This is a genomic window from Alteromonas confluentis (genome assembly GCF_001757105.1).
In the GTDB taxonomy this organism is placed as follows: Bacteria; Pseudomonadota; Gammaproteobacteria; order Enterobacterales; family Alteromonadaceae; genus Alteromonas; species Alteromonas confluentis.
The window spans coordinates 116,752-141,270 of the sequence record NZ_MDHN01000041.1 but is presented as its reverse complement, the minus strand read 5'-3'; the positions used below and the strand labels follow the sequence as shown (position 1 = coordinate 141,270).

The window sequence follows — 24,519 nt, the reverse complement described above, 5'->3', positions numbered from 1 at the left end:
TTGATTTTTAAGTCTGGTTTATCTGTTTTGTTGTCACGATAGTTCACTGACGCGACACTTTGCCACTGTCAGACAAAGGGAGCGTAGGAACAATATTGATTTTCGTCGGCATGTCGGCCCTATTCAAATGTGTTTTGCAATGGAGCATCAACGCCATTTGTATCTGCTTCGCGCTTAATGTCTTGCTCGTCGCTTCACCTACGGGTTCATCGAGTTCTGGTGCCAGCAACACCACGTCTGCAATCACAATCTGACCTAAAATTTTATGTGGCTTGCTGTACACGCGGGCCAGTGCAATTTGTTCTGCAGAAAGCAGCACGGATTCAACCTGTTCTGGGAATACTTTGTGCCCACCGACATTAATGACACCATTGTCCCTGCCTTTAAAGAACACGCGGTGATGCGATATGCTCACGGCGTCCTGCGTATTGATATAGCCATTTTCATCAGTGTGAACCACCGCTTCATCGCTATTATTCCGATTCACTGTGTCGGCGGTGATTGCCGGTTTTAGCCAAAGAATATTCTCTTTCACCCGAAGCCGAATACCGTTAACACCTGTTTCCAGCCATTGTTCGGGAAAACCTGCTTTTCCATCGCTAACGGCAAATCCCACTCCGGCCTCGGTAGATGCGTAGATATGGAATATTTTCGCTTTCGGATATCTTGATACAAGGGCATCGAGAAGCGGCTGATCAGCAATTTCACCACCCAACGAAACCCGTGAAAAGGCCAATTGATGGCTGGGTTCGGTGAGTAAGAATTGTCGCCAAAAGGACGGCGTTGCTGACAGCGCACTGACTTGCTCGTTGAGCATTTGTCTGGATTTATCTGCAATATCACCGCGAAGGCAGTCGATGGTACACGCACCACTCAGTATGCCCTGTAAAACAACCTGCAAACCGGCAAACCGGTGCGGCTGATACGTGAGTGCCCAGCGCAATTCGGATAAGTGTGGTTTTATCTGTATCGCTGAGCAAATGCTCGATGTGGTATGTGCGATTCTTTTAGGATTACCGGTAGTCCCCGATGTTTGAATGAACCAGGTTGTTGCTATTGTCGAACGAGAGACGTTTGACGGCAGTTCGTAACTGAGTGCATCCGGCGTAAAGGTGATTTGTTCAGCAACGCTTTCTAGCGCCAACAACGTTGTGACGAAGTGGGCGAGATCGGTAATCGCTTCGCTACCAGAAAGGCCATCATCCGAATCCATAGCGGCGTTGCGGTAAGTTTCACGTAAAGAGCTGGCATTAGCTTTGAGCGTTTCATAGCTAATTGTCCGGCCATCATGTGTGACAACGGCCGGGCCTGAATAAGTTTGAATGCGCGCTAGCAGACTATTCACTGGGTTGCAGTGCGCTCTGGTAAACGCTGACGAATTCCCCCAGCGTTCTTGGGTAAACAGCGAGTTCCATTTCACTGAAGGGATCGACATTAAATTCTTCTTCGAGCTGAGCCACGAGCATTGCAAAGCCAAGCGAATCCAGGCCGCTCTGAAGTAGTACGGTGTCATCGTCGATATCGTCAACAAGGGTGCAGTCAGAAATTAGTGCTACCTGACGCATGCTGTCTAATATGGTGTCTCGTAAGTCAGTCATCCTGCTCATTATCTCTTTTTGCTGTAGGCGAAGGGGCATCGCGCTTGAAGAATTCTATCTCATTTTCAAATGAGATATTGTGTGCTGCCTGAGCTATTTGTTTTGGAAGACGGGCCAATAATTCGTCTTTCGATGTGAGCCATTTCATTCTCGTATACTCAAAGCGTTTGACGGTATGGCTTATCCCGCTGCGAGTAATGGTGTCTCCGTCTTCCAATGGAGTGTAATTAAATAATTTATGGAGCTTCAATACTGAAGTGTTAAACGATAATACTTCGGCATATAGTCGCTCAGCGCTGGTTCGTGTAAAGGCAAACTCCAGCGCGGCAATTTCAAGGAGCAATCCTGAACCCGGCCACACATCATCTTCACCCAGGTAACAGCCCCATTCCAGCGTCAGCGGGTTTTCACTTTTCAATGTGAAGTTGAGTACACCGATGGGGCGCTCGTTTTGTTCCATCACAAAGAAAACCCGGGTTGGATCGTTTGTTAAGTTCTCAAACCAGGCAAGGTGCTGATGCAGCGTAATGGTATCTTGCTGATGCATATTTTGGCGTATATGTGGCTTGTTTCGCCATGCTAATACACGTTCCAACTGCGTATGGTTAAGCAGCGAAAAGTGGCTGGACGGGTATTTTCTTTCCATTTACACCAGATCCCAAGACATGGGGGTGCCTTTTGCCACATCGTGTTTTACTTGTTTGCCAAGCAGTCGGGCTAAATATTTAACCGGTAAACCAAGGCCGGGGCGAATTGCTCTTAGGTTCTTTTCAGTGAGCACTTCTCCTGCGGATAAATCTTCACAGATATACAAAGAACGTCGATGTATACGCGAATTCACTTCCGCGGTGGTACATCCATAACTCACCGTACCAATGGCAATGGCTGCGCGCTCAGTTTCTTTCACCAGCATTGCAAATTCATCCGGTTCAAGTGAAAAAGCGGCATCGACGCCACCGGCATTGCGATCAATAACAAAATGTTTTTCAATCACGCTGGCGCCCATTGCTGTTGCAGCAATCGCCACACCTAAGCCTGACGTGTGGTCTGATAAGCCCACGTGGCATTGGAACATCTGTTTCAAATGAGGAATGGTGGCAAGGTTCGCATTAATGGGATCTGCAGGGTACTGACTTGTGCATTTCAGCAATACATATTGGTCACAGCCGTTGCTCTGCAGCACTTCTACAATTTCTGCTATTTCAGTCAGGCTTGCCATGCCGGTAGACACAATGACGGGTTTACCGGTTTGGGCAACCTCGGCTAGAAGCGCATGATCGGTGTTTTCAAAAGAGGCTATTTTATAGCAAGGCACGCCGAGTGATTCTAAGAAATCAACGGCACTGGCATCAAAGGGGGTACTGAATGCCACCATGCCTCTGGCTTTTGCTCTTTCGAATATCGCACTGTGCCATTCCCAGGGCGTGTGCGCTTTCTGATAGAGGTCGTATAGCGATGACCCTTGCCACAAACTGTTTTTATCATCGATGAAAAACTCGCCATGCTTGACGTCAATGGTCATAGTATCTGCGGTGTAAGTTTGTAACTTCAATGCGTGAACGCCAGCATCTGCGGCAGCATCAACCATACGCAAAGCCAAGTCCAGATCCTGATTATGATTGCCGGACAATTCCGCAATAATAAACGGGGGCTGATTGCGGCCAATCGAAAAAGGGCCAATGTCTATGGTTTTCACGTTTTGCTTCTCGCTTGTTATTGCTGCTGTTGTTGATGTTGTTGATGTTGCTGTCGTTGCTGTATCATCAGATTTACTTCCGGCAGAAGATGACGAATAATTTGGCGACACACCTCTGGTGTTCCCGCTTTAGCAGGCAAGATAGCACCGGCCTGCTGTGCCATGGCGGCCAGTTTATTGGTATCTGATAGCATGGCAGTGAGTAAACTGGCAATGCATTTTGCACTTACCTCGTTGTAATGTCCGGCGTACACGCATGCTTCCTGTTTAGACACACAAACCGTACTTTCTATTTGATTCTCGGCAATGGTCACCACTAACCCGGGAAGTTGGGATATACATCGTTCCCAATGCATACTACCGCCTGCACCTATCATCACATCGGCTTTACGCATCAGCGCGGCCATATAGGTACAGTCGATGTGAACGTCAATATGCTGACAATGGCTAACGCGCTCGAGGATATCTTGTTTATTTCGATGCGACGAACCTATTACCACATCGGCAGAAAGGCGGCTTTCTTTACATAATTCCAGGGCATCTAACGCTGTTGTCGTCATATTAACCGGGTCGCTACCGCCAAAGCATATCAGCACCCGTGGTGCTGCACTGTGAGTTTGCTGGTGGCTCGAACCGTCGAGATAAAACTCTTCTCTTAAAAGTGCATATTGTGGACCTAAAAGCACTTCGCATTTTTCTGGAATAAGGTGCTGATACCGTTGCGTAAAGTTATCCGTAAGATTGCAATCCAATAGTAAGTCGCAATGATGGTCGCGGTTAGCCAAATCATCGATAACCATCACTTTTTTGCCAGCATTGACCAGCTCACTTTCAAAACGTTGATCTAACTGATAATGATCGATTATCCATAAGTCAGCAGGGATATGTGCCACCGAACTCGCTATATCGTCAACTTCAATATAGCCAAAACCCTGTTCGCGAATGAGACCGAGCAACATATCTGCCCCTTTTGTTGCTACAAAAGTCATTTGAATATCGGGTACCCAGTTCTGCAACATGGTGTTTAGCGACTTCGCTAAGGTAAGGCAGCGCATGCCGTGACCGGCACCGATATAATGACTGGCATCAACACGAAAAGCGATCAGCAACTATATTTCCCCCATCTCATGTAGCACCTTATAAAGAATTTCAGCACGCTTCCAATCCTCGGGGGTATCGATGTCCTGCACCTTGTGGCTCGGGAGTGTGAGCATTCTGGAACGTGGTGAAAATACCCGCTTGCTCTTGTTCAGCCACGTTTCTGATTTAGCCACGTACAATTGCCCAGCATCGTGAAAAGTATCCGCTAAATCCTGAGAACGCTTACCAATATCCTGTGCAGAGAAGGGGAGTACACCGCCGTCTGTGTCTTCTATCAAGGCCCGTTGAATGGGAAAGGAAAACTGATTGGCGGTAAACACAAAGTCTGCATTGAGAGTGACTAATTTGCTTATTGCGTTGTCAATGGTGGTGCTAGTAAGGAAAGGAGCCGTGGCATAGATGCATGCACAAACTTCCACAGCCATGCCTTGGACCATCAACGTTGACAACGTGTGCCGTATCACCGGTGTGGTGCCGGTGTGGTCGTCTGCTAATGCCTTGTCTCTGAGAAAAGGCACTTCCGCCCCATAAAATTCAGCAATTTCAGCAATAGATTGATCGTCAGTAGACACGATGACTTTGTCGATATTCGCACAACCCAGGGCCGCTTCAATGGAATAAGCAATTATGGGCTTACCGCAAAAGTGTTTAATATTTTTTCCGGGTATCCGTTTACTGCCGCCTCTGGCTGGAATAATAGCAATATTCATAATGTTCGATGTTTTACCGTTAAGCTAAACCGCGTTTACCAAAGTAAACGCATCGCTACCTGGTTAAAGAATTAACGAGCGATAGTAATGTATCGGCAATAAAATCAACTTGTGAAGGCGTTAAATCTGGAAAAACGGGTAAAGTGACTGCATGACGGTAGTAGCTTTCCGCTGCGGGAAAATCGCCCCAGTTGAATCCTTTCTCTCGATAGAAAGGTTGCGTATGAATGGGAATGTAGTGCAAGTGGGCAAAAATGCCGGCTTCTCGCAGTGAAGATACTAACCAAGCCTGCTGTTCTGGCGTGATGGCGTTAATTCTCACAACATACAAGTGAAAACTACTTACGCATGATGGTGAAACAACAAGCGGGGCGATGTTGCCTTCGCCGCTGAACCGCTGATCGTAGTGGGCTGCAACACGATTTCGTTGTGTTACATATTCGCTGAGTTTGTTTACCTGACTAGCACCCAGGGCGGCCTCAACGTCGTTCATGCGATAATTATAGCCAAGTGCTATTTGTTCATAGTACCAAGGGCCGTCGGAAGATTTTTTCATGCTATCCGGATGGTTGGTCACGCCATGGCTTCGAAGCAATCGCATGGTACTTGCCAGTTCAGCATTGTTGGTCATCGCCATTCCCCCTTCGAGGGTGGTAATAATCTTGACCGGATGAAAACTAAAAATACTGATATCAGAGAATTGGCAGCAGCCCACACGGCTATCTTGATAACTCGCCCCCACAGCATGTGATGCGTCTTCGATAACCTTAAAACCGTACATTTGTGCCAGCTTCGCGATGGCTTCCATGTCACAGGATTGTCCGGCGAAGTGAACAGGAATCACTACTTTAGGTAACGTATTAGTGCATGCTGCCTGTTCCAGTTTGTCGGCCAAAGCCGCTGCACAGAGGTTACCTGAGGTTATGTCTATGTCGACAAAGTCGACCTCAGCACCACAATATAATGCGCAGTTGGCTGAGGCTACGAAAGAGTTCGGCGAGGTCCAAACACGGTCACCGTCTCCCACGCCTAGCGACAGACAAGCGATATGGAGTGCCGAGGTAGCGCTATTTACCGCGACACCAAATTGAACCTGGCAGTAGTCTGCTAAGGCTTGTTCGAACTGAGGTACAGCCGGGCCTTGCGTTAACCAATCTGATTTTAGCGTTTCGACAACGGCGTTGATATCGTCCTCATCAATATGCTGTCGACCGTACGGAATCACTTTTTCGCTTCCTCGTTAAAAGCACAGATTTCCTGTACCGATAAAAAGTGCGGATTGGTGTCTGACACGTATTCAAACCCTTCGTCGACAGGCTTTCCTTTTTCATCAAGCGCATTACTGGTGAAGTTATTACTACGATGGAAAAATTTAATAGCAGGGGCGATAACGAAGTGATCGTCAAACTCAAAGGTATGGAAAGCCATGTCGCCAGGGCACATCATTTCGTGAAGTTTTTCCCCGGGGCGAATGCCTACAATTTTGATTGGCAGTTCAGGGGCCATCGCCTGGGCAAGATCAGTGATTCGAATAGAAGGGATTTTAGGTACGAAGATTTCTCCTCCCAACATCCGCTCAAAATTCTTGAGCACGAAGTCTACGCCTTGCTGCAGAGTAATCCAGAAGCGGGTCATATTCTGATGGGTAACCGGAATATGGTCTGTGCCTTCATCAATCAACTTTTCAAAGAAAGGCACAACCGAGCCTCTTGAACCCACCACATTGCCGTAGCGAACCACAGAAAAGCGCGGCTTGCGTCCACCCACCATATTATTAGCAGCAACGAATAATTTATCCGAAGCTAACTTGGTGGCACCGTACAGGTTTACAGGGTTGGCGGCTTTATCGGTCGAAAGGGCAATAACTTTACTCACACCATTATCGATGGCGGCGTTTATAACGCTTTCCGCTCCGTCGATGTTGGTGCGAATACATTCAGTGGGATTATATTCTGCAGCGGGCACTTGTTTCATCGCCGCAGCGTGAATAACAAAATCTACGCCCTGCATCGCGCGGGTCAGTCTGTCTTTGTCACGTACATCACCGATAAAGTAACGCATGCAGGGGGCATTAAACCGCTGCTGCATCTCAAACTGCTTGAGTTCATCACGTGAGTAGATAATCAGGCGCTTAGGTTTATAGCGAGAAAGGAGCGTTTCGGTATATTTATGACCAAAAGACCCGGTGCCACCGGTGATTAATATAGACTTTCCATCGAACATATCACGCCCGCTATTTTTTTGATTGTTAAGTTAAATATATCATGTGTCGGTAGCTTTGCCACAAACCTTAACACTATCAGTGTTTTGTCTGTTTGATTCTTATACCTCGACGGTGCATTTTAGAGGTTAAAATCATCAGATATTTTCAATAAGCCCATGAAGGTGCCTTGTCACTTTCTGAATTTCTCTGATTTTTTCATCTTGTATTTCGTGGATCACAGTTTTCAATTCAGTGGTCGACACATCTTTCGTTCGTGGCAGATAAATCACTTTCACAATATCCTGCAAATCATCGAACTGACCCACCCAATCATCTCCCATGGCGAATATGTCAGCATCCAGACGAATGAGGTCCTCCCGCTTTTGCTCCCAGCAGTTTTCCTGAAATACGTCATCGACGTAGCGGCAAGCCAGCAGGATTTCGCGACGATCATGAAAGGGGATGACCGTGGTTTTACCTTTTTGCTGATTAAACTCATCAGAAGACAAACCGACAATCAGACGATCGCCAAGCGCACGTAAGCGTTTTAGCAACTTAACATGGCCTATGTGAAAAAGGTCGAAAGTGCCATAGGTGACAATAGTGGTCATTTTCATCATGCTTTTTTCGTTCAGTCCTTGTTATATCGGCCAAAGCCCGGCTACCTGTACCTGAAATTTTAGTTATAGTTTTTAACACTCACGTGTCAATTCTGAGACCTTTTGAACTGAACAAAAAGTGATTCGTTGTACTGGCTTTGATACTATCAAACAATATGACGGGTTTGTGCTATATTTAAACCTGAGTCAGATAATCACGATTAACTTACCGTGATGCTAGTTAGCGTAATGCTGAGGAGACTTCTCAAATGATCAACTTTAATAGTGATGCATCATCTAATACTTCATTACTTCAACAGGTTCAGGAAAAACAAACCAGCCTGATGGAGAAGCTCGCCTCTGGTAAAAAAGTTAACAGCGCTGCCGACGGGGCTGCTGCTCAGCAAATCATCGATCGCCTGACTTCTCAGGTCGAAGGCAATCGCCAGGCGGTGAACAATGTCTACGATGGCATCTCACTGGCGCAGGTCGCCGAGGGTGGCCTTGAAGGCATTAATAACGACGCCAATCGTATTCGAGAACTCACGTTGCAGTCGGGTAGCGGTATTTTGTCCGACGCCGACCGTCAGGCCATTCAATCTGAAATCACGCAGCTTCAGGAAAACATCACGCAAACCATAGAGCAAACCACCTTTGCCGGTAAGCCGTTACTGAATGCCGATGGCGAAATCAGTTTTCAAGTTGGTGCCAATCCAGACCAGAAGGTGGGAGTGAACACCAGCGATGTGGCTGGCAATCTGTCGGGCTTACTCAATATTGACGTCACTTCCGATAATTTAACTGATGCGTTAGATGCCGCCGATGCGGCATTGGAAACCGTCGGTGGTTTCCGTGCCGACCTGGGCGCAACACAAAACGCGCTGGCGAGTACAGCCCGTAATTTGACCCAGGCCGATGTAAACACCACCGAGGCAAGAGGCCGTATTCAAGATCTCGATTATGCTCAGGCAGTTTCTGAAAGTGTAGCGAATGATGTGCGTGGACAAGCGGCAACGACGGTCCAAGCGCAAGCCAACCAGCAACAGGGTCAGGTACTCGCGCTGCTCAGTTAATTAATCCTAAACGGTTACCTTTTAAACAAAAAAAAGCAGTGTGGACTGCTTTTTTTTATTACAAAACGAGAATCAGTGTTTCCGAACTGATTTTTTACCGCTACAATCAGACAGATGCGCTAGACTGTAAATAATAAAAACGCGTTCTCGAGGAATCGATGAAGGAAATTTTGCTCGTTAGTGATAACGGCGAACTTATTCAAAAGTTGGAGACAGTCATTACTTTCATGGGGGAAGCTTGCTTTGGGCAATCTTTCGCAGATAGCCTTGGCTATTTAAATACCCATTCAGTGGAAGCAGTGATGGTTGACTACGCCAGACCCGACCAGGTTCAAAATCTGGTCGCGCAGTTTCCCCACATCCCTTTTGTCGCGATACAGTCTGCAGACGGCCAGGTAACGCCCAATTGTAATCTGGTCAGCACTGCAACACTTCCTATTACTTATCCGGTACTCACTCAGGCTATCCATCGCTGTCAGGAATATTCCCGACATCGTCCTGGCCCTGTAAAAACCGCCGGGCTCAAAACCCGCTTGTTCCGTAGTCTTGTTGGTCGAAGTCAGCAAATTCAAATCGTTCGTAAGCTGGTAGAGCAAGTGGCTCCTACTGATGCAACCGTGCTTATCCTTGGTGAATCGGGTACCGGTAAAGAAGTGATTGCACGTAATGTACACTTCCTTTCAGAGCGTAAAGATGGCCCGTTTATTCCTGTAAACTGCGGTGCTATTCCTGGTGAACTGCTGGAAAGTGAGTTGTTTGGTCATGAAAAAGGGGCCTTTACCGGCGCAATCAGTGCGCGTAAAGGGCGGTTTGAATTGGCTGAAGGCGGTACTTTATTCCTTGATGAAATTGGCGACATGCCATTGCAGATGCAGGTAAAACTGCTGCGCGTTTTACAAGAAAGAACCTTTGAACGGGTAGGCGGTCACACGCCGATCCGCGCAAACGTCCGTATCATCGCGGCAACGCACCGTAATTTGGAAACCATGATTAAAGACGATAAATTCCGTGAGGATTTGTACTATCGTCTGAATGTTTTCCCCATCGACAGCCCGGCGCTGCGTGAACGTCGCGAAGACATTCCGCTGCTGTTACAAGAACTGATTAGTCGTATTCAGGGCGATGGCGTTTCAGTAGTTAAATTCACTGAAATGGCGATATCGTCGCTGATGGAACATGATTGGGCGGGCAACGTTCGTGAACTTTCCAATTTGGTGGAACGCTTAAGCATTCTCTATCCCAATCAGATTGTGGATATTCAGGATTTGCCAGTGAAGTATCAATATGGCGAAATTCAGATTTATGAGCCTGACTATCCAGAGGAACTGTTAGAGCGTGATGCGTTTAACGAGTTATTTGCTGAGGCTGCGGCCAGCGAAGCAGATCGCGACGCCGAAAATACGCCTGAACCTGCTGCACCGGAAGCATCGTCTGATAACTCTCAGTTACCAGAAGGCGGTGTGAACCTCAAAGAATACCTGTCAGAACTGGAAATCAATCTCATCATCCAGGCGCTGGATCAGCAAGAGTGGGTGGTTGCCCGTGCTGCCGATAAGCTGGGCATGCGTAGAACCACCTTGGTTGAAAAAATGCGCAAGTACGAAATTCAGCGAGAAGAGTCCGTCCCGTCAGATAATTGACTGTAAAGTCGGCCAGTAAATGCGAATAAGGTTTTGTATTTATTGGGTTTTATTTTTGGCACATCAAATGCATAAACCTCCGTAAGGCACAATGTCTGCTTTTTGACGAGGGGTTTATGGCATACGATGGACAAAGCTATTCTTCACTGTATAGCGACACATCAGTACAAATTTCTGAATACCGTTACAACACTGCATCTGATGATGCCGGTGTCGCTGACGATATTGATAGTCTCAAAAAGCAAGCAAGCCGCCTGTCGCATCTTCTGCAAGTGATGCCTGCTGGCGTTATCGTTCTGGACGGTCAGGGTGTTGTTCGGCAGGTTAACAGCCAGGCCAGTGAGTTACTGGGCGAGCCGCTAGAAGGTGAGTTATGGCGAACCATCATTGCTCGCTCCTTTAAACCTCGGGCAGACGATGGTCATGAAGTATCGCTTATCGATGGCCGTCGGGTTAAATTATCCATTACGCCCCTCGAAAACGAACCAGGCCAGCTAATTGTACTCACCGATTTAACAGAAACCCGTGAGTTACAAGCCCGGGTGAGTCATATGCAGCGTTTATCTGCGCTCGGTAAAATGGTGGCCTCATTGGCACATCAAATCCGTACACCATTGTCTGCAGCAATGCTGTATGCCGCTAATTTAAAACGCAAAGGTTTAGGTGAGCATGCTACCCGGGATTTCGCGGGTAAGCTCACTGATCGCCTTAAAGAATTAGAAAGTCAGGTAAACGACATGCTGTTGTTTGCTAAGTCTGGTGAAGATCAGGTTGTTTCTGAGATTTCTTTGTCACAGCTACTCGACGCTATTGAGCCTAATGCCCGCACCATTATTCAGCAAGCCGAGCAAACCCTTAGCATTCAAGGTTTCGATGGAGAATCCACACTAACGGGAAATCTCACTGCGTTGCAAGGTGCTATTTTAAATCTCATCCATAACGGTTCTCAGATCAGTCCACAAGGTGCCGTGATCAATTTGTCGGTGGTTCGCAGTGGTGAGCATATTGCTATTTCGGTGATTGATCAGGGCCCAGGCGTACCGCTTTCTATGCGTCAGAAAATTTTCGAACCGTTTTTTACCACTAAAACCCATGGAACCGGATTGGGCTTAGCCGTGGTGAAATCTGTTGTGAATGCTCATAAAGGCCAGTTGGGTGTCACCAACCTCGACGGACGGGGTGCCTGTTTCACAATGACCTTACCGATAACGGTTAAACCATCACCTTCATTTTCCCCTGCAATCACAGGAGCCAAGTCATGAGTCATTCTACTATTTTAATTGTCGAAGACGACGCCGGTTTGCGCGAAGCACTGAATGATACGCTACTGCTTGCAGATTATCGTGTAGTGGCGGCAGCATCCGCTGAAGACGCGCTGGTTAAATTAGCGTCAGAGAATATCGATTTGGTGGTCAGCGATATACAAATGGGCGAGATGAACGGGCTGACACTACTCAAAAATATCAGACTGCGCTATCCACAGTTACCGGTATTATTGATGACGGCTTACGCAACTATCGACGATGCGGTACAGGCAATGCGTGATGGCGCCACAGATTACCTTTCCAAGCCTTTTGCGCCCGAAGTGTTGCTCAATCTGGTTAGCCGCTATGCGCCGTCGCATAAAATTGAATCCCGAACGCCCATTGCTGCCGACCCCTCAAGTTTAAAGTTATTAGAGTTATCTCGCAAAGTGGCGGGCTCTGAAGCAACCGTCATGGTGCTTGGTCCCAGTGGTTCAGGGAAGGAAGTGCTGTCTCGATACATTCACGACCAGTCAGCCCGGGCAGGCGAAGCCTTTATTGCTATCAACTGTGCCGCCATTCCTGAAAATATGCTCGAAGCGACGTTGTTCGGTTATGAGAAAGGCGCATTTACGGGCGCTGTGCAGGCGTGTCCGGGTAAGTTTGAACAAGCGCAGAGCGGCACCATTCTCCTCGATGAAATTACGGAAATGGACTTGGCATTACAGGCTAAGTTGCTTCGCGTTTTGCAGGAAAAAGAAGTCGAACGGCTGGGTGGTCGAAAAACCATTGAGCTGGATGTTCGCGTTATTGCAACCAGTAACCGCGATCTCAAACAAGCCGTGGAGGCAGGCGAATTCCGCGAAGATTTATATTATCGCCTGAATGTTTTCCCCATCATCTGGCTGCCGTTGGCACAGCGCCCTGGTGATATCGTGCCATTAGCGGAACATCTGATGTCCCGCCATGCAGACAGCAAGCAACATCGCGATATACGGCTTTCTGCTGCTGCCCGCAATAAACTTGTGCAGTATGACTGGCCGGGCAATGTGCGAGAGCTTGAGAACGTAATGCAACGGGCGTTAATACTGTGCGACGGTGAGGTTATCGAATCTTCAGATCTGATGATCGACATGACCGCCACACTGGTCAGCCATACCGCAAGTATCGACGACCCCGTTATTGACGACAGTAAACTCGGCTCTGAATTACGACATCAAGAGCACCAGATCATTCTTGATACCCTTCAGCTATGCAAAGGGAAACGAAAAGATGTCGCTGAAAAGCTGGGTATAAGTCCGCGAACGTTACGGTATAAATTGGCACGCATGCGTGATGAAGGCATCGACGTACCTGCGTAAAAATCAATTCATTGCAATGTGTGCGTGTTTCACACAAGCCTCTTGCCACGGTATTCAACCGTGGCTTTTTTTGTCAATTCTGTGTCAGTTATTTGGCATTGCCTCTAAGCTTCTGAATTATATAACTTAAAAAAGTTGGTATTGCTTTTGCTGTTGTCTACTTAAGAAACAAAGTCAGACAGTATTCTGACGAACCGTAAATTTTCAGGAGTCAGCGATGGACATTAAAGCCAACAGTTTGTATCAGGAAATGCAATCTATGATCGGCCAGACCCGTCTGCAGGCCACAGAAATGCCGGAGCAGGCATTAGAAGTAAAGAATGCTTCTGGCAGTGAGTTTTCAGCCATGCTTAAGCAGGCAGTGGAAGGGGTAAACAATATGCAGTTGGAATCAAAGGATTTACAACAGCGGTTTGAAATGGGCGATCCCTCTCTCAGCCTGGCGCAGGTTATGGTAGCAAAAGAAAAAGCAGGTATTGCCTTTGAAGCAACAGTACAGGTGAGAAACAAAGTACTGGAAGCCTATAAAACAATTATGAACATGTCGGTGTAGTGGGGTAGTACGTCATGGCTGAAGCAACAGGTACTAACTTAACCGTAAGCGACGGAATCGACGATAGCGTCAATTCCGGTGCAGAGAATAAATCCGGGTTCATGGACACCCTTGGTAGTGCCGACATGGTGCGTCAAATGGCCCTTGCTGTGGTGCTGGTTATCTGTGTTGCCATTGCCATCTTTATTTTGTTGTGGGCGCAAGAGCCTGATTATCGTCCGTTGGCAAAGCTGGAAACTGAAGAGCTCATCGAGACCTTAGACTACCTTGATGCCAATCAAATTGAATATAAATTGGAAGGTAACACGGTTTTAGTGCCTACCGATGAATTTCAAACCATTCGCCTTGGTATGACCCGCCAAGGCTTAACCCGTGCTGGCGATGATGGCACTGAAATTATCATGCAAGACATGGGCTTTGGTGTATCGCAACGCGTGGAAATGGAGCGATTGAAGCATGCGCGTGAGCAACAGATTGCTGCAACCATAGAAGATATGACCAGCATTCAGAAAGCCCGGGTACTGCTGGCAATGCCAAAAGAAAATGTATTTGCCCGTCGAGAAAAGAAGGCCAGCGCTACCATTGTGTTAACGGCCAAGCGCGGCAAAGTTATTGCCGGTGAAGAAGTGGATGCCGTAGTGGATATCGTGGCCTCTGCGGTGCAAGGCATGGAACCTGCGCGGGTAACGGTGACAGACAGTAACGGTCGATTATTGAATTCTGGTTCTCAGGATTCTATGAGTGCCCGGGCCCGTAAAGAATATGAAATTGAGCGTCAGCGCGAACAGGAATATCTGGAAAAAATTGATGCTATTCTGATCCCGGTACTCGGTTTAGGAAACTACACAGCACAAGCTGATGTGTCTATGGACTTCACGGCCATGGAGCAAACCCAGCGCACTTATAACCCAGACTTACCCGCTGTGCGCAGCGAAATGACCATCGAGTCGAACAGTGTGGGTGGGCTTAACGGTGGTATTCCGGGCGCACTCACCAATCAGCCTCCGCTTGATTCTAACATTCCGGAAAACGCCATTGGCGCAGACGGGCAATCAGCGCCGGTGCCTGGTCGTAGCAACCGCGAATCGACAAAAAATTACGAGCTGGATACCACCATCAGCCACACCAAAAAGCAGACTGGCGTTATTCGTCGTCTGAGCGTGTCGGTGGCCGTCGATCATGACCGCACAACGGCTGAAGATGGCAGTGTCACCACCGCGCCGAAGTCCCAGGAGCAACTTCTTAATATCCGTCGCTTACTGCAAGGTGGAATTGGCTTTGATGTGGCTCGCGGAGATTCTCTGGAAGTAGTCAGTGTGCCTTTCACCCGTATGGATGAGGAAGGCGTCGAAGATTTACCTTTCTGGGAACGTCCGGAAATTTTACCTATACTTAAACTGGTCATGGGCGGACTCATCATTATTGTGCTGATCATTTTCGTGATTCGCCCAATGTTGCGCCGTCTGATCAATCCTGATGAGACCAAAGACTCTGACGACTTCGATGCGGATGAGGGCCTAGACCTGGGTGATGATACTATTAGTATGCTGAGTCAGGAATTTGATGAAGGTCAGGTAGGTTTTGCGCCTGATGGTTCGCTCATGTTGCCAGATTTACACAAAGATGAAGATGTTCTTAAAGCTGTGCGTGCGCTGGTTGCGAATGAACCTGAGTTGTCCGCACAGGTTGTTAAGGGCTGGTTGACGCTGGATGACTAAGGTTCAACAAAATGCCTGAAGATAATAACCAACAAACTTATGACATTAGTAAACTGGAAGGGGTAGAAAAGGCCGCTATCCTGTTGCTGAGTTTGTCAGAAGAAGATGCAGCCCAAATCCTCAAGCACCTGGAACCGAAGCAGGTGCAAAAATTGGGCGGTGAAATGGCGAAGGTTGACGATATGACTCAACCGAAAATTACTGCCGTGCATAAGCATTTTATTGAAGAAATTCAAAATTACAGCACCATCGGCTTCCAGAGCCAAGATTTTGTGAAGCGTGCGCTTACTGCTGCACTGGGTGAAGATAAAGCGGCGAACCTGATCGATCAAATCTTGATGGGCAGTGGCGCCAAAGGGCTTGATTCTCTCAAGTGGATGGATTCCAAGCAGGTGGCCGGTATTATTCGAAACGAACACCCGCAAATTCAAACCATCGTATTGTCTTATCTTGAGCCTGAGCAAAGTGCGGAAATTTTGTCGCAGTTCGCTGAAAAAGTGCGTCTGGACTTGCTGATGCGTATCGCCAATTTAGAAGAAGTTCAGCCCGCAGCCTTGCAGGAGCTGAACGAAATCATGGAGAAGCAGTTTGCCGGTCAGGCAGGTGCACAAGCGGCCAAAATGGGCGGCCTGAAGTCTGCCGCCGATATCATGAACTACCTCGATACCTCCATTGAAGGTCAGTTAATGGATGCCATCCGTGAACAAGATGAAGAAATGAGCCAGCAAATTCAGGATCTGATGTTCGTATTCGATAACCTCATAGACGTGGATGACCGCGGCATACAGGCAATCCTGCGCGAAGTGAATCAGGACTCACTGCTGAAAGCCATTAAAGGCGCTGATGAAGAGCTCAAAAATAAAATCACTGGTAACATGTCGGCCCGGGCGGCAGAAATGTTACTGGACGATCTTGAAGCGCTCGGTCCGGTACGTTTATCTGAAGTGGAAACTGCACAGAAAGAAATTCTGTCGGTGGCCAGACGTCTTGCTGATTCCGGTGAAATTATGCTGGGCGGCGGTGGCGGCGAAGAGTTCCTGTAACGGACTAATCTGCCATGAATGATAAATTGCCAAAGAATGATGAATTTTCAGATGCGAAGTCCTGGGATTTGCCATTTCTTGATGAAGCGCAGACCACTGAAGATCTCACCCGCACTAATGCGCTGAATCGTCGTAGCGACTGGAAATACGAGCCTCCCGAAGCTGAGGAAGAAGAAATTTTGCCGCCAACGGCGGAAGAAATCGAAGCCATTCGTCAGTCTGCTTATGACGAAGGGTATAACGAAGGTAAGCAAACCGGATTTGACGAAGGCAAGGCTGCTGGCTTTGAAGAAGGCAAAACGGAAGGTTATGAAGCCGGACTGCAGGCAGGTAAAGAAGATGGTTTAAATGCAGCTGAAGAAGAGATGGCTGCTTTGGGTGGGCATTGGTCTTCGCTAGCGGATAATTTAGTAGCACCGTTATCTCAGGTTAACGAAGACACCCGTAAGCAACTGGTGAAATTAGCGGTGTCTCTTGCCCGCGCAGTTATCAGAACGGAAGTGCAAACCAGTGAAGATGTGGTGATGCAGGCGTTGGCTGAAGGTTTAAAAGCGCTGCCAGTGGCTGAATCACAATTTCATATATCCATGCATCCCGACGACATTCGAGTTGTTAAAAATCACTATGGTGATGAAACGATTGCCGCGAAGGGGTGGCATTTCATTGAAGCCCCGGCAATGTCTCGTGGTGGGTGCGATATTACCACTCAGCAAAATGCCGTCGATGTGTCGGTTGAGCGTCGCTGCCGAGATGTATTGAATCGCTTCCTGCTCGACCAGGGATTGTCTGATGACTAGCCCCTGGGGTAATTATTTCGAAAACCTCTGTGGCGATATTCCTCAGCCTCCTATTGTGGCAGCGGGAAAACTGGTCCGGGGTATCGGTCTTACGCTTGAAGCTGTGGGGTGCCAACTTCCTGTGGGCAGTCAGTGCATGGTCCAGACTGTCGAGGGAGAGATAGAAGCGGAAGTGGTAGGTTTCGGTGAAAACATTACCTATCTTATGCCAACTGAGGCGGTACGTGGCATCGTGCCGGGTTCTCGGGTACTTCCGTTAAATCGCCAAAGTGGTTTGGCAGTGGGCATGGGATTACTGGGTCGCGTGGTCGACGGAAATGGTCAGCCGCTGGACGGTTTAGGACCAGTAAAAGCTGATACCCGCGTATCCACGAACAAGCCTCCGATAAACCCGTTAAGTCGTCGACCAATATCTGAACCTATGGATGTGGGAGTTCGTGCTATTAATGCCCTGAACACGGTGGGTGTGGGTCAGCGTATGGGACTATTCGCCGGCTCCGGTGTCGGAAAGTCCGTGCTGTTGGGTATGATGACCCGGGGATGTCAGGCCGATGTTGTAGTGGTGGGATTGGTTGGCGAGCGGGGACGAGAAGTAAAAGAATTTATTCACGACATTCTTACCGAAGAAGAGCGCCAACGTGCGGTCGTCGTAGCAGCGCCAGCTGATACCTCACCACTTATGCGGTTAAAAGGGTGCGAAACAGCAGTGACCATTGCGGAGTATTTTCGCGATCAGGGCATGAATGTGCTGCTATTAATCGATTCTCTTACACGCTATGCCATGGCACAGCGCGAGATTGCATTGGCGGTGGGTGAGCCACCGGCAACGAAGGGATACCCACCCTCCGTGTTCGCAAGACTGCCTGCTTTGGTGGAACGGGCGGGTAATGGTAGCGAAAACCAGGGCTCGATCACCGCATTTTATACCGTACTGACAGAAGGCGATGATCTTCAGGACCCTATTGCCGATGCGGCAAGGGCAATACTGGATGGTCACGTTGTATTGTCACGTTCGTTAGCCGATAGTGGTCACTATCCCGCGATTGATATTGAAGCCTCTATCAGCCGGGTAATGCCCATGGTAACCAGCGACGAACATGTAGAGCAAGCCAGACGTATTCGTCAGGTTTACTCAATGTACAAGCAAAACCGTGATCTCATTTCCATTGGTGCGTATGCCAAAGGTTCAGATCCGCGTATCGATTTGGCCATTCGTGCCGAACCTGCAATTAACGCTTTCCTGCAGCAAGGCATGAAGAATATTTTGCCTTACAGTGAGTGCCTTCAGGGCATGACTGCCTTGGCAGGTGGGTTAGGTAAAGGGTAACAGCCATGAGTCAACTTGATTTAGTCGCTAAGTTTGAACTAGAGAAGGAACAGAAGGCGGCGCAGCAATTTCAGCTCGCGCAGCAGCATGTTACCCAGCAACGCCAAAAGTTAAGTAGCCTGCAGCAATATCGGTTGGATTATCTGCGTCAAATTCAGGCCACAGGCAAGAGTGGTGTGGGTGCGAAAGCGTATCATCAACACCTTTCGTTTGTAGGTAAGCTGGATAAAGCCTGCCAACAGCAAATGAACCTTATCTCTCAAGCTACTGTGGTGGCCGATCAGCGTAAACGTGCCTGGCTGGAACAGCAAAAGCGTCGGAAAGCCGTGGATATGTTAATCGATAAAAAAGCCCTTGAAGCCCGTCAAAAAGAATCTCGCCTGGAACAAATCATGAGTGATGAGTTCGCGTCACAAAAATTCTATAGAAATCAGTTGTCCAAGTCAGGTTACTAACAATTTTTCAAGTAAAGTTCATAGTAATTCAACAATTGGAACAGGATTTGAATAGTCTTATCAGTGACGAAAAATAACCCACCCAATTTACTGTTTTTTGACGAAAACACACAGTCTGCGGGAAGAGGATTGAGATTATGATGCAACAAGTTGCCACGCAACGTTCAGATATTGCCGCTCTGCCAGTTGATATAGAATCATCGACGGCAAGTGCAGATGCTTCAGGCCAAAATCAGGCTTTTGAAGAGGTATTTACGCAAGCGACTCAATCCCCACCTGTGCGTGACAATAAGCCTCGGGAAAAAAACGCAGATGACATTACGGTTGATCGTTCGGTTAAACGTGACACACCGGTTGAGAAAAAGGTGGATGAGCAATCTCGCCGTGGTGAAGGCAATGAAGCGCAGTCGCAGTCTGAACAGTCAGCCAATGATGTCACTACCAAGAAAACCCAAAGTAGTGGCAATGCGAATAATGGCGAAAATGCAGCGGATGTCGACACCGAGCTCGATGACGCCTTGTTGGCTCAGGGTGAAGCGGCAATTGAGGAGAACACGGCAGACATCCAACCTGATATCGACATACAGCCTGACTGGTTGGCCTTTGTTGATGCCATCCGCAAGCTTAACAGTGGTGACGAAACCGCGTCTGAGCAAGACATCGTAATAGATGCTTCTGGCGAGGGCGACGTTATTGTTGATGACTCAGCCTTGACCACCGATGTTGTCTCGCCGGATACCGACCTCGAAGCACTTATCGCGAGTTTAAAAGGCACAGTTCAGACTGACGCCGAAAATACTGAAAGTACAGATAAAAACGCCGAATTAGCCGCCTTGGTTGAAGCGTTGAATGAAGCCGTGAAAAAGCTCATGGCCAGTGAAGAAGACGGCGAGCAGCCGGGCAAGGCCGACGACGTTGTTACTGAAGATGTAATGAAAATGGCGGCCTCACTGCTTGCAAGCCTTTCAAAAAATGGCAGCAAAGATCTAAACCGCATTGCTGAAAGTCTTGCTAACGGCGAGACTTCTGCTGAAGCAGACATCATCGTCACCGACGCAGAGCTACTGGTATCACTGATAAAAAGTGAACTTGGTGACAACACAGAACAGCAGCCGAGCGACAAAGAAGCAGATAAAAACACAACTGATGACGGCAGCGCCGCATTACCCTTGGTGCCGGCAAACGATTTGATGAAAAATCTGGCGGTAACCGAAGACACCACTAAAACACTGGTAGCGGAATCGTTGGCAGATAAAGTCGTGGCGCTCTTGCCCGACAGTAGCAATGAAACGCAAAAGGCTGAGGTAAAACAGGGCGTGATGGATGCTGTTAAGCAGTATCAAACCAAACTTGATGCTGGCGTGGAGCCCGCACAAACGCTAGAGGCCATGATTGCTGATGTGATTGATGGGGCGGATATTTTACCCGATGACAACATTGAACAACGCATCGCCGGCGAAATGCAGCAATTATCATTACTGGTGAATGCGGCCACCCAAGTGGCGGGCGCGGGGAACCCCACTATCATGGCGGGAGCGCAGACCCGAGCAGACAATGCCCTTGCTGATATTCAGCAAGTGAAAGCGGAGCGTGTACTTCAACAGCCCGCCGATGCCGACAAAGCGGTGAACATTCATCAACCTGAAGGTCAGCAACAACTGGCTGAGAAAGTACGTTGGATGGTGAATGCCAGAAATTCAATGGCAGAAATTCGCTTAGATCCGCCTGAACTTGGCAGTATGCAGGTGAGGGTTAATGTGAGCGGCGATTCGGCATCAGTCAATTTCGTTGTGCAATCTCCGCAGGCCCGGGACGCATTGGCACAAGCGGAGCCGCGCTTACGCGAAATGCTGGCCGAGCAGGGCATCAGTCTGGGAGAGTCATTCGTTAACCAACAGCAACAGGGTGAAGCGAATAAGCAGGGCAGTGAAGGCTCAGGTAATGGCGGCAATGGTCAGTTTGCTGGCGGTGGCGAAGAAGAAACTCAAGTGGTTGAACAATCTTTGACCCGACAGGCGCAAGGTGGAATAGACGACTATGCTTAACCGTAATTGCGCATACGCGAAGCGTCTTGCCAATTACAGTTAAAGTCCCATAATACTTGCCATTCTGATTGATGAGGTTGTTTCAATGGCTGATGAAGAGTTACAAATTGAAGAAGAGGGTGGTGGTAAAAAGAGTAAGTTAATGCTCATTATCATCATCGTAGTGGTGTTACTTGGTGGCGGCGCAGGCGCGTATTTCTTTTTGTTTGCAGGTGATGAACCCGTGGCAGAAGAAGGCGTTGAAGGCGAAGCGGCCGCGGAAGGTGGCGAAGAGGCTGAAGCCGAAGCCACCGATGCAGGTGCAGGCAGTGCTGGCGCCGAAATAGGCACTGCGCTTTATGTTGCCATGCCACAACCACTGCTGTTTCATATTCCCGGCAGTGGGCGCGAGCGCACCGTGCAGATAAAGATTCAGCTTTTGGTACGTGGGTCAGACAACGAAGAAACGGCAAAAGTGAATATGCCGCTCATTCAGGGCCGACTGTTGCAGGTATTCAGTAGCAGCAACGCCGATGATCTGGTCACCGAAGCAGGGAAAATTGAACTTCGCGAGAAAGCGTTGGAAGAAGTACAGTCCGCGATGAAGGAATATACCGGAACAGAAGTGGTCGAACAGGTATTGTTCACAGGTTTCGTGATGCAATAACGGGTAATCTCAGTGAGCGATTTATTATCACAAGACGAAATCGACGCGCTGTTACATGGCGTCGATGATGTCGAAGAAGAAGAAGTCTCGGACGCTCCCTCCGACCGATCTGCGCTGGAATATGACTTTTCCTCGCAGGATCGCATTGTACGGGGGCGGATGCCGACGCTGGAAATTGTGAACGAGCGCTTTGCAAGGCACTTGCGGGTGAGCTTGTTTAACATGATGCGCCGGTCTGCTGAAGTTTCCATCAACGGTATTCAAATGATTAAATTTGGTGAGTACATTCACACGTTGTTTGTACCCACCAGTTTGAATATGGTGCGATTCCGCCCACTTAAGGGAACCGGACTTATCACCATGGAAGCGCGTCTGGTCTTTATTCTGGTAGATAACTTTTTCGGTGGTGATGGTCGTTATCACGCCAAAATTGAGGGTCGTGAGTTTACGCCTACAGAGCGTCGTATTATTCAGATGCTACTGAAAATCATCTTCGAAGATTACAAAGAAGCCTGGGCGCCCGTTATGGACGTTTCCTTTGAATACCTCGATTCAGAAGTGAATCCGGCCATGGCTAACATTGTGAGTCCGACCGAAGTGGTGGTGATCAGTTCTTTCCATATTGAGCTTGATGGCGGCGGTGGCGATTTTCACGTATCACTCCCGTATTCTATGTTAGAGCCGATTCGGGAATTGTTAGACGCCGGTGTTCAAAGCGATAAGGAAGATACCGATTTACGGTGGAGTAAGGCACTTAGGGATGAAATTCTGGATGTGAAGGTCGCGCTTACCACGCACATGCTGGACGTGGATGTACCGCTTCGACAGATAATGGAATTTAAGCCCGGTGATATTATTCCGGTAGAAATGCCGGAGCACATTACTGTGCTTATTGAGGATTTACCGACGTTTCGCGCGAAGCTGGGTCGCTCCCGTGATGCGTTGGCACTGAAAATTTCCGATAAAATCGCCCGGCCTACGTCGGTGAAATCGGAACTGCAATTATTAACCCGTGGTGGGCGCGTTATTGATAACGACGCTGAGCTACAAGTACTTGAAGAAGATCTGTAGTTATGATCTTAGTTAAAGGGGTATTGTCATGAGTGATAATGACGGAATGGACGACTGGGCTGCGGCTATGGCCGAGCAGGCCGATGCGGAAGCGGCCGAAGGTGAAGGTGGCGAGGACGTTCAGGTTGCCGAATTAGATGAACTAACCGACGACGCCCCCATCACGCAGGAAGAGAAAAAGAAACTGGATACCATTCTGGATATTCCTGTGACCATTTCCATGGAAGTGGGGCGCAGCCAAATCAGTATCCGGAACCTGCTACAATTGAACCAGGGGTCAGTGGTGGAATTAGACCGGGTTGCCGGGGAACCACTGGATGTTCTGGTAAATGGCACGTTGATTGCTCATGGTGAAGTAGTAGTAGTCAACGACAAATTTGGTATTCGGTTAACGGATGTTATCAGTCAGATCGAGAGAATCAAAAAGCTTCGCTAAAACGCTTTCTAAAACAGGGGGTTGGTTTCTGCTGCCCCTGTTATTTAGCTTCACAACCCGTGCCGAAGGCACCCAATCTTTTTCCAATCCTGTTTCTGTACTGTCAATTTTCGGATCACTTCTCGTGGTGGTCGGCATTATTTTTTCTTTAGCCTGGCTGATGCGCCGGTTTAATGTCACCCATGCCAGTAGTGGTCAGATGAAAGTGGTGGCCAGCATGGTAGCCGGTACGCGAGAGCGTATTATTGTTATTCAGGTTGGGGAAGAGCAGCATCTCATTGGGGTGACAGCCACCAACATTAACCATTTGAGCAAACTTGAAACGCCTCTGGAAACCAATAACAGCAATGAAACCGGTGGTGCCGATTTTAAGCAAAAACTGATCAAAGCTATGGCGGGCACCATTAACCCCGGCGTAAAAGGAGCGGACAATGAAAAACAATAAACACCGCTTATTGATGCTGATGCTTCCCGTTTTTATGTTGTTTAGCCTACCGGTAATGGCGCAACAGGGCATTTCTGCCGTTACCGTCACCAGTAATCCGGATGGTTCGCAAGATTACTCAATGACACTGCAGGCACTGTTTATCATGTCTGCGCTGAGCCTCATCCCTGCGTTCATTATGATGATGACTTCATTCACCCGCATCATTGTGGTGTTGTCTATCTTACGTCAGGCTATCGGCTTACAACAGGCGCCTTCCAACCAAATCCTGATTGGCGTGAGCTTGTTTTTATCTATGTTCATCATGACGCCGGTATTTGAAGAAGTGAATGAACGCGCACTTCAACCTTATTTAAACGAAGCAATGACTTCCCGTCAGGCGCTAGAAGAAGCCGCCGAGCCTATGCGGGCGTTTATGTTGTCGCAGACCCGGGTGAAAGACTTAGAAACATTTGTTCGCATTGCCGGTGACGAAGGGAAGTATGATGAACCTGCAGATGTGCCGCTTACTATCCTCATCCCTTCTTTTATCACCAGTGAGTTAAAAACTGCCTTTCAGATTGGTTTCATGCTGTTCATTCCGTTTTTGATCATCGATTTGGTTGTCGCCTCAATATTGATGGCAATGGGTATGATGATGCTATCGCCGATGATCGTTTCATTGCCCTTCAAGTTGATGTTGTTTGTGTTGGTAGACGGCTGGAACCTGATTTTCGGTACGCTAGCCACCAGTTTTGGTATGGGCGTCTAGGAGAGCA

Annotated in this window: 25 protein-coding genes; 16 read left to right on the top strand and 9 right to left on the bottom strand. The window is 48.2% G+C overall.

From position 1 onward, the window contains the following. Positions 1 to 43: 43 nt before the first annotated feature. From BFC18_RS18600 to BFC18_RS18560, 9 genes are all read right to left on the bottom strand, one after another. On the bottom strand, positions 44 to 1,345 hold the full coding sequence (locus BFC18_RS18600) for an AMP-binding protein (protein ID WP_070127050.1): 1,302 nt from the start codon (positions 1,343 to 1,345) through the stop codon (positions 44 to 46). Further along, positions 1,338 to 1,598, bottom strand: coding sequence for an acyl carrier protein (locus tag BFC18_RS18595; protein WP_070127049.1), 261 nt, complete (start codon positions 1,596 to 1,598; stop codon positions 1,338 to 1,340). Before BFC18_RS18595 ends, BFC18_RS18600 begins: the two co-directional genes overlap by 8 nt. Continuing rightward, positions 1,591 to 2,244 (bottom strand): UDP-4-amino-4,6-dideoxy-N-acetyl-beta-L-altrosamine N-acetyltransferase, encoded by a 654-nt coding sequence (pseH, locus tag BFC18_RS18590; RefSeq protein ID WP_070127048.1) that lies wholly within the window; start codon positions 2,242 to 2,244, stop codon positions 1,591 to 1,593. Before pseH ends, BFC18_RS18595 begins: the two co-directional genes overlap by 8 nt. Then, positions 2,245 to 3,294: a pseudaminic acid synthase gene (gene pseI / locus BFC18_RS18585; protein ID WP_070127047.1), complete on the bottom strand. Its 1,050-nt coding sequence runs from the start codon at positions 3,292 to 3,294 to the stop codon at positions 2,245 to 2,247. A gap of 17 nt (positions 3,295 to 3,311) precedes the next feature. Continuing rightward, the gene (pseG, locus tag BFC18_RS18580) at positions 3,312 to 4,403 is read right to left on the bottom strand and encodes a UDP-2,4-diacetamido-2,4,6-trideoxy-beta-L-altropyranose hydrolase (protein WP_070127046.1); all 1,092 of its coding nucleotides are present in this window, start codon (positions 4,401 to 4,403) and stop codon (positions 3,312 to 3,314) included. After that, positions 4,404 to 5,105 carry a pseudaminic acid cytidylyltransferase gene (gene pseF / locus BFC18_RS18575; protein ID WP_070127045.1) on the bottom strand — a complete coding sequence of 234 codons (702 nt, stop codon included), beginning with the start codon at positions 5,103 to 5,105 and terminating at the stop codon, positions 4,404 to 4,406. A gap of 55 nt (positions 5,106 to 5,160) precedes the next feature. Further along, the gene (pseC, locus tag BFC18_RS18570) at positions 5,161 to 6,330 is read right to left on the bottom strand and encodes a UDP-4-amino-4,6-dideoxy-N-acetyl-beta-L-altrosamine transaminase (protein ID WP_070127044.1); all 1,170 of its coding nucleotides are present in this window, start codon (positions 6,328 to 6,330) and stop codon (positions 5,161 to 5,163) included. Beyond that, the gene (pseB, locus tag BFC18_RS18565; RefSeq protein WP_070127043.1) at positions 6,327 to 7,328 is read right to left on the bottom strand and encodes a UDP-N-acetylglucosamine 4,6-dehydratase (inverting); all 1,002 of its coding nucleotides are present in this window, start codon (positions 7,326 to 7,328) and stop codon (positions 6,327 to 6,329) included. Before pseB ends, pseC begins: the two co-directional genes overlap by 4 nt. A gap of 135 nt (positions 7,329 to 7,463) precedes the next feature. Continuing rightward, complete coding sequence (locus tag BFC18_RS18560) at positions 7,464 to 7,919, bottom strand: adenylyltransferase/cytidyltransferase family protein (RefSeq protein WP_070127042.1); 456 nt, start codon at positions 7,917 to 7,919, stop codon at positions 7,464 to 7,466. Between the two features lie 257 nt (positions 7,920 to 8,176). Here BFC18_RS18560 and BFC18_RS18555 point away from each other — a divergent pair, with 257 nt between their 5' ends. The 16 genes from BFC18_RS18555 (at position 8,177) to fliP (ending at position 24,512) form a co-directional block, all read left to right on the top strand. Then, positions 8,177 to 8,980 carry a flagellin gene (locus BFC18_RS18555; protein WP_070127041.1) on the top strand — a complete coding sequence of 268 codons (804 nt, stop codon included), beginning with the start codon at positions 8,177 to 8,179 and terminating at the stop codon, positions 8,978 to 8,980. A gap of 158 nt (positions 8,981 to 9,138) precedes the next feature. Beyond that, entirely contained in the window at positions 9,139 to 10,620 is a 1,482-nt protein-coding gene (locus BFC18_RS18550; protein ID WP_070127040.1) for a sigma-54 dependent transcriptional regulator, read from the top strand. 116 nt (positions 10,621 to 10,736) lie between these two features. Beyond that, positions 10,737 to 11,882, top strand: coding sequence for a sensor histidine kinase (locus tag BFC18_RS18545; RefSeq protein WP_070127039.1), 1,146 nt, complete (start codon positions 10,737 to 10,739; stop codon positions 11,880 to 11,882). Further along, positions 11,879 to 13,225, top strand: coding sequence for a sigma-54-dependent transcriptional regulator (locus tag BFC18_RS18540; RefSeq protein WP_070127038.1), 1,347 nt, complete (start codon positions 11,879 to 11,881; stop codon positions 13,223 to 13,225). Before BFC18_RS18545 ends, BFC18_RS18540 begins: the two co-directional genes overlap by 4 nt. 217 nt (positions 13,226 to 13,442) lie before the next feature. Next, on the top strand, positions 13,443 to 13,778 hold the full coding sequence (fliE, locus tag BFC18_RS18535) for a flagellar hook-basal body complex protein FliE (RefSeq protein ID WP_070127037.1): 336 nt from the start codon (positions 13,443 to 13,445) through the stop codon (positions 13,776 to 13,778). Positions 13,779 to 13,792: 14 nt separating this feature from the next. Beyond that, positions 13,793 to 15,496 (top strand): flagellar basal-body MS-ring/collar protein FliF, encoded by a 1,704-nt coding sequence (gene fliF, locus BFC18_RS18530; RefSeq protein ID WP_070127036.1) that lies wholly within the window; start codon positions 13,793 to 13,795, stop codon positions 15,494 to 15,496. Between the two features lie 11 nt (positions 15,497 to 15,507). Then, the gene (fliG, locus tag BFC18_RS18525) at positions 15,508 to 16,539 is read left to right on the top strand and encodes a flagellar motor switch protein FliG (RefSeq protein WP_070127035.1); all 1,032 of its coding nucleotides are present in this window, start codon (positions 15,508 to 15,510) and stop codon (positions 16,537 to 16,539) included. Between the two features lie 14 nt (positions 16,540 to 16,553). After that, positions 16,554 to 17,336 (top strand): flagellar assembly protein FliH, encoded by a 783-nt coding sequence (gene fliH, locus BFC18_RS18520; RefSeq protein WP_070127034.1) that lies wholly within the window; start codon positions 16,554 to 16,556, stop codon positions 17,334 to 17,336. Continuing rightward, positions 17,329 to 18,663, top strand: coding sequence for a flagellar protein export ATPase FliI (gene fliI, locus BFC18_RS18515; RefSeq protein WP_070127033.1), 1,335 nt, complete (start codon positions 17,329 to 17,331; stop codon positions 18,661 to 18,663). The genes fliH and fliI overlap by 8 nt, the downstream gene beginning before the upstream one ends. 5 nt (positions 18,664 to 18,668) lie before the next feature. Continuing rightward, positions 18,669 to 19,118, top strand: a complete 450-nt coding sequence (gene fliJ, locus BFC18_RS18510; RefSeq protein WP_070127032.1) for a flagellar export protein FliJ — start codon at positions 18,669 to 18,671, stop codon at positions 19,116 to 19,118. Between the two features lie 137 nt (positions 19,119 to 19,255). Continuing rightward, the gene (locus BFC18_RS18505) at positions 19,256 to 21,163 is read left to right on the top strand and encodes a flagellar hook-length control protein FliK (protein WP_070127031.1); all 1,908 of its coding nucleotides are present in this window, start codon (positions 19,256 to 19,258) and stop codon (positions 21,161 to 21,163) included. An 85-nt stretch (positions 21,164 to 21,248) separates the two neighbouring features. Continuing rightward, positions 21,249 to 21,809 carry a flagellar basal body-associated protein FliL gene (fliL, locus tag BFC18_RS18500; RefSeq protein WP_070127030.1) on the top strand — a complete coding sequence of 187 codons (561 nt, stop codon included), beginning with the start codon at positions 21,249 to 21,251 and terminating at the stop codon, positions 21,807 to 21,809. Positions 21,810 to 21,821: 12 nt separating this feature from the next. Next, a complete protein-coding gene (gene fliM / locus BFC18_RS18495) occupies positions 21,822 to 22,880 on the top strand; it encodes a flagellar motor switch protein FliM (protein WP_070127029.1) in 1,059 nt (352 codons plus the stop codon). 28 nt (positions 22,881 to 22,908) lie between these two features. Further along, entirely contained in the window at positions 22,909 to 23,316 is a 408-nt protein-coding gene (gene fliN / locus BFC18_RS18490; protein ID WP_070127028.1) for a flagellar motor switch protein FliN, read from the top strand. Positions 23,317 to 23,440: 124 nt separating this feature from the next. Further along, positions 23,441 to 23,761, top strand: coding sequence for a flagellar biosynthetic protein FliO (gene fliO / locus BFC18_RS18485; protein ID WP_342670049.1), 321 nt, complete (start codon positions 23,441 to 23,443; stop codon positions 23,759 to 23,761). Positions 23,762 to 23,774: 13 nt separating this feature from the next. Continuing rightward, positions 23,775 to 24,512, top strand: coding sequence for a flagellar type III secretion system pore protein FliP (gene fliP / locus BFC18_RS18480; RefSeq protein ID WP_139139056.1), 738 nt, complete (start codon positions 23,775 to 23,777; stop codon positions 24,510 to 24,512). Positions 24,513 to 24,519: the final 7 nt, after the last annotated feature.

Coding starts and splice junctions, on each gene's coding strand:
- BFC18_RS18595 (WP_070127049.1), bottom strand. CDS start 1,598: ATGACTGACTTACGAGACACCATATTAGACAGCATGCGTCAGGTAGCA.
- pseH (WP_070127048.1), bottom strand. CDS start 2,244: ATGGAAAGAAAATACCCGTCCAGCCACTTTTCGCTGCTTAACCATACG.
- pseF (WP_070127045.1), bottom strand. CDS start 5,105: ATGAATATTGCTATTATTCCAGCCAGAGGCGGCAGTAAACGGATACCC.
- pseB (WP_070127043.1), bottom strand. CDS start 7,328: ATGTTCGATGGAAAGTCTATATTAATCACCGGTGGCACCGGGTCTTTT.
- BFC18_RS18560 (WP_070127042.1), bottom strand. CDS start 7,919: ATGACCACTATTGTCACCTATGGCACTTTCGACCTTTTTCACATAGGC.
- BFC18_RS18555 (WP_070127041.1), top strand. CDS start 8,177: ATGATCAACTTTAATAGTGATGCATCATCTAATACTTCATTACTTCAA.
- BFC18_RS18550 (WP_070127040.1), top strand. CDS start 9,139: ATGAAGGAAATTTTGCTCGTTAGTGATAACGGCGAACTTATTCAAAAG.
- BFC18_RS18545 (WP_070127039.1), top strand. CDS start 10,737: ATGGCATACGATGGACAAAGCTATTCTTCACTGTATAGCGACACATCA.
- BFC18_RS18540 (WP_070127038.1), top strand. CDS start 11,879: ATGAGTCATTCTACTATTTTAATTGTCGAAGACGACGCCGGTTTGCGC.
- fliE (WP_070127037.1), top strand. CDS start 13,443: ATGGACATTAAAGCCAACAGTTTGTATCAGGAAATGCAATCTATGATC.
- fliF (WP_070127036.1), top strand. CDS start 13,793: ATGGCTGAAGCAACAGGTACTAACTTAACCGTAAGCGACGGAATCGAC.
- fliG (WP_070127035.1), top strand. CDS start 15,508: ATGCCTGAAGATAATAACCAACAAACTTATGACATTAGTAAACTGGAA.
- fliH (WP_070127034.1), top strand. CDS start 16,554: ATGAATGATAAATTGCCAAAGAATGATGAATTTTCAGATGCGAAGTCC.
- fliI (WP_070127033.1), top strand. CDS start 17,329: ATGACTAGCCCCTGGGGTAATTATTTCGAAAACCTCTGTGGCGATATT.
- fliJ (WP_070127032.1), top strand. CDS start 18,669: ATGAGTCAACTTGATTTAGTCGCTAAGTTTGAACTAGAGAAGGAACAG.
- BFC18_RS18505 (WP_070127031.1), top strand. CDS start 19,256: ATGATGCAACAAGTTGCCACGCAACGTTCAGATATTGCCGCTCTGCCA.
- fliL (WP_070127030.1), top strand. CDS start 21,249: ATGGCTGATGAAGAGTTACAAATTGAAGAAGAGGGTGGTGGTAAAAAG.
- fliN (WP_070127028.1), top strand. CDS start 22,909: ATGAGTGATAATGACGGAATGGACGACTGGGCTGCGGCTATGGCCGAG.
- fliP (WP_139139056.1), top strand. CDS start 23,775: ATGCTGATGCTTCCCGTTTTTATGTTGTTTAGCCTACCGGTAATGGCG.